The sequence below is a fragment of the Leisingera sp. F5 genome (assembly GCF_001593695.1).
Genome location: NZ_LUKH01001072.1, coordinates 1 through 1,301, shown reverse-complemented (window position 1 = coordinate 1,301; position 1,301 = coordinate 1). Strand labels below are relative to the sequence as shown.

The window sequence follows — 1,301 nt, the reverse complement described above, 5'->3', positions numbered from 1 at the left end:
CGGGATTGTCGGTCTTTTTCTAAAAGACAAATCACTTGAGCCGAAATTAGGCGATATGCTCACCGATATGCTCATCACTATGACGGACCGCGGTCCGGACAGCGCGGGCATTGCAATCTACGGATCCGAGGCGGACGGGCGCACCAAGCTCACCGTTCAGTCCGATGCGCCGGAGGAAGCCTTTGACGGGCTGGACGGCGCGCTTGCCGAAGCGCTGAGCACCGATGTGTCGATCCGGGTGATCGATACCCACGCGGTGCTGGATGTGCCCGCGGGCAAGGCAGAGGAGGCCCGCAGCGCGCTGGCCGAGCTGCGTCCTGGCATGCGCGTCATGAGCGCAGGCGATGCCATCGAGATCTACAAGGAAGTGGGTCTGCCCGAGAAAGTTGCCGAGCGTTTCGACGTGCGCGGCATGGGCGGCACCCATGGCATCGGCCACACCCGTATGGCCACCGAATCCGCTGTGACCACCGAAGGCGCGCATCCGTTCTCCACCGGGTCGGACCAGTGCCTGGTGCACAACGGCTCGCTGTCGAACCACAACTCTCTGCGCCGCAAGCTGCGCCGTGACGGGGTGCGGATCGAAAGCCAGAACGACACCGAAGTCGGTGCGGCCTATCTGACCTGGAAGATGCAGAACGGCGCCACCCTCGGCGAAGCGCTGGAAGGCACGCTGGAAGACCTTGACGGCTTCTTCAACTTCGTGGTGGGCACCAAGGACGGCTTTGGCGTGGTCCGCGACCCGATTGCCTGCAAGCCGGCCGTGATGGCAGAAACCGACCAGTATGTGGCGTTCGGCAGCGAATACCGCGCGCTGGTGAACCTGCCGGGCATCGAAGACGCCAAGGTCTGGGAGCCCGAACCCGCAACCGTTTACTTCTGGAACCACTAAGATGCAGACATATGATCTTGAAGCAAATGGCCTGCGCGGTCTGAACTCGGCCCTGCAGGAACAGAATGGCGGCACCAACAAAACCGCCTGGGAAATTGTGAATGCCAAGGGCAGCCATGCGATTGCCGTGGGTCTGAACTCGCCGATTGAAGTCACTGTCAAAGGGTCCACCGGTTACTACTGCGCCGGCATGAACCAGCAGGCGACCGTCAAGGTCGAAGGCTCGGTCGGCCCTGGTGTGGCGGAGAACATGATGTCCGGCACCGTGATCGTCGAAGGCGACGCCAGCCAGTATGCCGGCGCCACCGGCCATGGCGGGTTACTGGTGATCAAGGGCAACGCGTCCTCGCGCTGCGGCATCTCGATGAAAGGCATCGACATTGTCGTGCATGGCAACATTGGCCACATG

1 protein-coding gene and 1 pseudogene are annotated in these 1,301 nt (G+C 62.0%); both read left to right on the top strand.

The features are described from left to right. A partial coding sequence (locus A2I95_RS38980) for a glutamine amidotransferase family protein (protein ID WP_291737736.1) occupies positions 1-892 on the top strand: 892 nt, incomplete at its 5' end. A 1-nt stretch (position 893) separates the two neighbouring features. Further along, positions 894-1,301 (top strand): annotated as a pseudogene (locus tag A2I95_RS38975) (protein GlxC); the annotation flags it as partial.